Source organism: Nesterenkonia halobia, assembly GCF_039536005.1.
Lineage (GTDB): Bacteria > Actinomycetota > Actinomycetes > Actinomycetales > Micrococcaceae > Nesterenkonia > Nesterenkonia halobia.
This window is the reverse complement of record NZ_BAAAYG010000005.1, coordinates 200,674-206,907: the sequence shown is the minus strand read 5'-3', so window position 1 is coordinate 206,907 and position 6,234 is coordinate 200,674. Positions and strand designations below refer to the sequence as shown.

General features: G+C 72.3%; 6 protein-coding genes. 3 read left to right on the top strand and 3 right to left on the bottom strand.

Annotated features, from left to right (window positions below; translation table 11 throughout):
* Positions 1-208 precede the first annotated feature (208 nt).
* Entirely contained in the window at positions 209-499 is a 291-nt protein-coding gene (locus ABD652_RS07500; protein WP_344719833.1) for a YrhK family protein, read from the top strand.
* Between the two features lie 94 nt (positions 500-593).
* On the top strand, positions 594-1,496 hold the full coding sequence (locus ABD652_RS07495; protein ID WP_344719831.1) for a hypothetical protein: 903 nt from the start codon (positions 594-596) through the stop codon (positions 1,494-1,496).
* An 81-nt stretch (positions 1,497-1,577) separates the two neighbouring features.
* Here the strand turns inward: ABD652_RS07495 and ABD652_RS07490 are convergent, their stop codons facing one another.
* Together ABD652_RS07490 and ABD652_RS07485 are read right to left on the bottom strand one after the other, a co-directional pair.
* Positions 1,578-2,627 (bottom strand): hypothetical protein, encoded by a 1,050-nt coding sequence (locus tag ABD652_RS07490; RefSeq protein WP_344719829.1) that lies wholly within the window; start codon positions 2,625-2,627, stop codon positions 1,578-1,580.
* Positions 2,628-2,716: 89 nt separating this feature from the next.
* Positions 2,717-3,931: an MFS transporter gene (locus ABD652_RS07485; RefSeq protein WP_344719827.1), complete on the bottom strand. Its 1,215-nt coding sequence runs from the start codon at positions 3,929-3,931 to the stop codon at positions 2,717-2,719.
* A 126-nt stretch (positions 3,932-4,057) separates the two neighbouring features.
* On the opposite strand from ABD652_RS07485, the gene ABD652_RS07480 reads away from it, so the two are divergent.
* Entirely contained in the window at positions 4,058-5,473 is a 1,416-nt protein-coding gene (locus ABD652_RS07480; RefSeq protein WP_344719825.1) for a phosphomannomutase/phosphoglucomutase, read from the top strand.
* Here the strand turns inward: ABD652_RS07480 and ABD652_RS07475 are convergent, their stop codons facing one another.
* Positions 5,474-6,205, bottom strand: coding sequence for an AIM24 family protein (locus tag ABD652_RS07475; RefSeq protein ID WP_344719823.1), 732 nt, complete (start codon positions 6,203-6,205; stop codon positions 5,474-5,476).
* Between the last annotated feature and the right edge of the window lie 29 nt (positions 6,206-6,234).

Below are 6,234 nucleotides of genomic sequence, written 5' to 3'. Positions count from 1 at the left end.
GTGCCGGGACATCGTTCATCCGATGTCCCGGCACGTCTTCTGTGTCAGCACACCGCCGTATGCGCCTGCTCCGACCTCGCGAGATGCACACCTGATGTGCGGTGGATGGGGCGAAGGCGCCCTCGGCGTGACACACCACGTGTGCAGCACTGTCGACTCAGCCGCCCGGCCCCTCCCCCGGACGTCCTCCCCCGGCTAGCCTGGCCGCATGACCGATCGCTCGACATCATCTCGACCGCTGACGCTGCACATCGGCCACGAGGAACTGGTGATCCGCGGACGCTACGAGGTCCTGAGCATCATCAACGACATCCTCATCGCCGTCTGGTTCACCATCGGCAGCGTGCTGTTCTTCTTCACCAGCACCACGGTCGTCGGGACCTGGCTGTTCCTCATCGGCAGCATCCAGCTGCTCATCCGGCCGGTGATCCGCCTGACCCGCCGCATCCACCTGGTCCGCGTCGGCGCCCGCAGTGCGGAGACCGCCCGCGACTTCTGATCAGGGCGGGGAGCGCCGGTCCGCGGCCGAGGGTGCTGGCAGACTGGAGTCAGCGCTCGAGAACCCGGCACGAGCCCCACCGCAGGAGGATCCGATGACCGACACCCCGCAGGGACGCCAGCACCCGGAGCACCCCGAGGACCGGAACGACGGCGAGGAGGCCTTCGGCGCCAGCGCCCGGCCGGACCGCGACGCCGAGGCCCCCGCCACGCCGCAGCCGCCGGTCGATGAACCGCAGGGCTCCGCCGACGCCGCCCGGCCCGAGCCGGCCTACCCGGTCCCGCACGACCCGCAGGCCGGCTGGGGCGCGACCAGCCAGACCGGCCATCCCCCGCAGGAGGCGGCGGGCACGTACGGCGGCGGCTACGGCGGCGCCCAGCCGCCCGGCAGCTATCCGCCCGGCGCCGGCCAGCCGGGCCCGTCGACCTGGGGCGGCGAACCTCCGCAGCGCACCGGCATGGGCGTCACCGCCCTGGTGCTGGGCATCATCGCTCTGGTGCTCTCGTTCATCCCGTTCGTCGGGCTCCTCAGTCTGCTGCTCGGCCCGGCGGCGGTCATCGTCGGCATCATCGCCGCGGTGAAGCGTCGCGGCCGCGGCCTGGGCATCGGCGGCGCCATCACCGGCGCACTGGGCACGATCATCGCGCTGGTCATGACGATCATGATCGCCTCATCGGTGATGACGTTCTTCGACGACTATGAGCAGTTCGAGGAGGAGTTCGGCCTCGAGGAAGGCGACGGCGCACAGGATCAGCAGGACGCCGAGCCGGGCGACACCGGGGATCTGCCGAGCGAGCTCCCCAGCGATCTGCCCTCGGAGCTGCCCAGCCAGTTCCCGAGCGAGCTGCCCGAGGAGCTGGAGCAGCGGCTCGAGGACGGCGAGCTCGACCAGGAGCAGCTCGATCAGCTCCGCGAGGAGCTGGACCAGCTGCCTGAGGACCTGCCCGAGGACTGGCAGCAGGTCGAGGATCTGCAGGAGCAGCTCCCGCAGCAGTGATCGACGGTCCGACGGCGGCCGGGCCGCCCCGTGCGGCCTGGCCCAGTCGACGGTCGCGGCCCGGGGCCAGCCCCGGCCCGGTCAGCCCTGGTTCTTGAAGACCACCAGGAACTTATGCGCCTCGTCCTCGGTCAGCGGCGAGTGCTCGGAGAGCAGCTGGGCCGCCTCGGTGACGTGGTCGTCGCGCAGCAGCGCGTAGAGCTGATCATGGACCCACGGCTCGAGATCCTCGTGGGAGAGGGTGATCTTCTCGCCCTCCCGCTGGACCTCCAGGTGGAAGCCGGCCGGCTCCTCCTGGGCGTCCTGCCGGGTCCACTCCTCCGGGACGGTCAGCTCCTCGTCCAGGGAGAACTCCGACTCGGCCAGCAGCCGACGGGCCTTCTCCTCGACCTCGGGGTCCTCGGCGGGCTCGCCGTCGGCGGCGCCGGGGCTGGTCTCGGACTCCGGGCGATCGGCCGACTCGTCGTCCTCCGGAGTCGCGTCCGTCTGGTCCTCGTCCCGCGCGGCGCGGTCATCCTGCCGCTCCCCGCCGGGGATGTCGGGGATTCCGGCCTCGTTGGGGCCGAGGATGCGCCCGGTGTAGGGATCGGCCTCGGCCACCGGGCCGCCGTCGTCGTCCTGGTCGCGGCGCCGGTCCCGGGACTCGTCGGCCCCGGCATCCGTCCCGGCATCCGCTCCGGCGTCGTCGTCCTGGTCTCCGGTCCCGCCGGACGCCTGGTCGTCGGACTGGTCGTCGGGCTGGTCGCGCACCTCGTCGATGGCGTCCTCGACGAGCTCCTCGCGGACCTCGGGACCCTCGGAGACGCCGGAGAGCTCGTCCTCCAGCCGCAGCTCGGAGGGCGTGCGCTGCGGATACTGGTGCAGCGCCTGCACCGCGATGATGCAGTCCCGCACGCCGGCGCCGGTCGCCTGCTTGAAGGTCGCGAGCGCACGGCGCCCGTCCTCGGCGGCGATGGCCCGGTAGACCTCGCGGTGCTGCTCGTCGGTCAGCGCGAGCGCGGCGGTGCGGGCGTTCTCCGGCGTCACGGCGTCCTCGATCCGCCGGTTGAGCCGCCGTCCCTGACGAGCCAGGAGCACGCGCACGCCGAGCACGAGCAGGACGGCCAGAACGATCACTCCGATGATTTCCACGCCGCCAGTCTAGGGCACGCATCCCGACGGTGTCTGCGGCGTCACAGCCGCCCCGGTCAGGGGTCCGACGGCGCCCCGGGCCGGCGCTCTCAGTCCCGCGGCAGCACGACGGCGGCGAGCACAGTGGCCGTGGCCGCCAGCCCGACGACCATCCCCACCGTGGCCGGCCATCCGCCCAGGTGCAGGAACGTCCCGCCGAGATAGCCGAAGATCGACGACCCGGCGTAATACCCCAGCGTGTAGAGCGAGGCCGACTGGGCGGCTCCGCCGACCGCCGCCGCGCCGGCCCATCCGGCGGCCACTGCATGGGCGGCGAAGAACCCGCCGGTCAGCACCACCGCCCCGACGATGACGGCCGCCGTGTGCGGCACCAGCGTGAGCAGCGCCCCGACGATCATCAGCCCGTTGCCGGCCAGCAGCACCGGTCGCCGCGCGTGCCGGGCGGCCGTCCGGCCCGCCCAGGGCGAGGACCAGGTGCCGGCCAGATAGGCCAGGAAGACGAAGGCCGTCAGCCACACCGGCAGTCCGAAGGGCGGTCCGGTCAGGTGGAAGCCGAGATAGTTGTACATCGCGACGAAGCCGCCCATCGTCAGCATCGCCTGCAGGTAGATGACCCACAGCCGCGGCGAGCGCAGGTTCGCCGTCAGCGCCGCGGACGCCGCACCGATCCCCCGGGCCCGGCGGACCTCGCACCGGGCGCGCGGCAGCAGCCACACCGCCAGCAGCACGCAGATCCCGGCCAGCAGCGTCACCGCGTGCACGCCGGCCCGCCAGCCCAGCGCCTCGCCGACCGGCGCGGCCAGCAGCCTGCCGCTCAGCCCTCCGAGAGTCGTCCCGGAGACGTAGGTCCCGGCGGCGACCGCTGCGGCCCGCGGGCTGACCTCGGCGTTCAGATGCGCGACGGCGAGCGCCGGCACCCCGCCGAGCATCAGCCCCTCCAGACCGCGCGCGAGGAGCACCGCCGGGAAGGCGTCGACGACGGCGGCGACCAGCGCACACACGCAGGCCAGGCTCACCGACCAGAGCATCGTGCGCCGTCTGCCCGCCCCGTCGCCGAGATAGGACCACGGAATGACGCCGAGGGCCAGCCCCAGCGTGGCCGTGGAGATCGTCAGCGCGGCCCGGTCGGCGGTGACGCCCTGGTCGACGGCGATGAGCGGCAGCAGCCCCTGCGGCGAGTACAGCTGGGCGAAGGTGGCGACGCCGATGCAGAACAACCCCGCCAGCAGGCGGCGGTACCCTGCAGTGCCCGGTTCGTGACCCGGGCGGAGGGCGTCGGCGGGGCGGGCGGCGTCGTCGTTCACTCCGCTCAGCCTACGCCGACCGGACGCCGGTACGGGGCACGCTCCGAGCACGATCCCGGGCACGGTCCCGGCGGCGCCGCGGGTGTCCGACCCGGCGCGGGCCGCGGACTGACTTACGATGAAGGCGTGAGCATCGATCTGTCCTCCTCCTTCAAGGCCTACGACGTCCGCGGGCTCGTGGGCGAGACCATCACCGCCGAGTCGGTGCGCGCCGTCGGCGCCGCCTTCGTCGACGTCCTCGACCTCGCCGGCCGCGAGGTGCTGGTCGGCGGCGACATGCGGCCCTCCTCGGCGGAGTTCGCCGAGGCCTTCACCGCCGGGGCGGCGGCCCGCGGCGCGCATGTCACCCAGCTGGGCCGGATCTCGACGGACATGCTCTACTTCGCCTCCGGCCAGCGCGACGCCGCCGGGGTGGTCTTCACCGCCAGCCACAACCCGGCCGAGTACAACGGGATGAAGATGTCGAAGGCCGGGGCCGTGCCGCTCTCCGCCGAGACCGGGCTGACCGAGATCCGCGACGCCGCCCAGACCTATCTCCACGCCCTCGACGCCGGCGCGGAGATCCCGGAGGTCGACCGCCCCGGCCCGGTCGAGCAGGCCGAGCTGCTGGCCGACTATGCCCGCTATCTGCGCAGCCTGGTCGACCTCTCCGGAGCGCGGGAGCTGACCGTCGTCGTCGACGCCGCCAACGGGATGTCGGGCCTGACCACCCCGGCGGTGCTCGGCGACGAGCACCTCGAGGCGCTGCCGCTGCGCATCGTGCCGCTGTTCTTCGAGCTCGACGGCACCTTTCCCAACCACCCGGCGAACCCGCTGGAGCCGGAGAACCTGCGCGATCTGCAGGCCGCCGTCCGCGCCCACGACGCCGACCTCGGGCTGGCCTTCGACGGCGACGCCGACCGGTGCTTCGTCGTCGACGAGCGGGGCGAGCCGGTCCCGCCGTCGGCGGTGACCGCGCTGGTCGCCCGCCGGGAGATCGCCCGGGCCCGCGCCGAGGGCGAGGAGTCCCCGACGATCATCCACAATCTGATCACCTCCCGCGCGGTGCCCGAGCTGGTCGAGCGCGAGGGCGGCCGAGCAGTGGAGACCCGCGTGGGCCACTCCTACATCAAGGCCGTGATGGCCGCCGAGCAGGCGATCTTCGGCGGAGAGCACTCGGCGCACTACTACTTCCGTGAGTTCTTCAACGCCGACACCGGCATGCTGGCGGCGATGCACGTCCTCGCCGCGCTCGGCGGACAGTCCCGGCCGCTGTCCGAGCTGGCCGCCGAATACAGCCCCTACGCCGCCTCGGGAGAGATCAACTCCCAGGTGCAGGACAAGCAGGCCGCCGCCGCACGCGTCGAGGCCGCCTTCGCCGACCGCGACGTCGAGATCTCCCGACTCGACGGTCTCACCGTCCGCGCGGCCGACGGGACCTGGTGGTTCAACCTGCGGCCGTCGAACACTGAGCCGTTCCTGCGGTTCAACGGCGAGGGCCACACCGCCCGGGTGATGGAGCAGGTCCGCGACGAGGTCCTGGAGCTGGTCCGGCAGGGCTGATCAGCGGAAGATGTTGCCCAGCCCGCCCAGCGGGCCCTCCTGACCGGGCTCCTGACCGCCGTCCTGCGGGCCGCCGAAGCGCATGTTCTCGCTGGGCTGGACGATCACGAAGCCCTGGCCGCCGAAGCCCAGCTGGAACTCCTCGCCGGAGGTGCGGCCGATCAGCGCCTTCATCCCGATGTCGGCCTTGACCTGGATGTTCAGCCCGGCCGACCAGCACACTGCGGCGTCGGGGTCGACGTAGGTCGCCGCTTCGCCGGTGGTCAGCAGCAGCGGCGGGCCGTCGGTGCAGAGGGCGACCTGCCCCGTGCCGGTCAGCGTGGTGTTGAACAGCCCGCCGGAGGCCATGCCGGCGCCGCGGACCATCTGGATGTCGTCCTGCAGAGTGTCGCTGAAGGCCAGGATGTTCTGGCCGTTGATGGAGATCGACTCGCCCTCCAGGTCGATGATGTGCACGTCGGCGCCGTTGTTCGCCAGGAAGATCTCGCCGGTGCCGCCGATGCGCATCAGCGGCAGTCCTTCACCGGTCACCTTCTGCTTCAGCCACTTGCCGAAGCCGCCGGTGCCCTGGTGCTCGAACTGCACGTCCCCCTGGTAGGCGACCATCGACCCGGCCAGCGCCTTGACGTTGCCTTGGGAGAGCTCGATCTTCATCATCTTCGAGTTCTGCCGGACGAACGTCCCGGCGGCCTCGACCTCGTAGTTGGATTCGGCGAAGAGTTCGCTGCGCATCGTTCCCCTCCCTCTCTGCGGCGGTGCGA

What these genes read in the sequence shown, in the direction of transcription:
- ABD652_RS07475 (WP_344719823.1), bottom strand. Translation starts at nt 6,205, where the DNA reads ATGCGCAGCGAACTCTTCGCCGAATCCAACTACGAGGTCGAGGCCGCC.
- ABD652_RS07500 (WP_344719833.1), top strand. Translation starts at nt 209, where the DNA reads ATGACCGATCGCTCGACATCATCTCGACCGCTGACGCTGCACATCGGC.
- ABD652_RS07495 (WP_344719831.1), top strand. Translation starts at nt 594, where the DNA reads ATGACCGACACCCCGCAGGGACGCCAGCACCCGGAGCACCCCGAGGAC.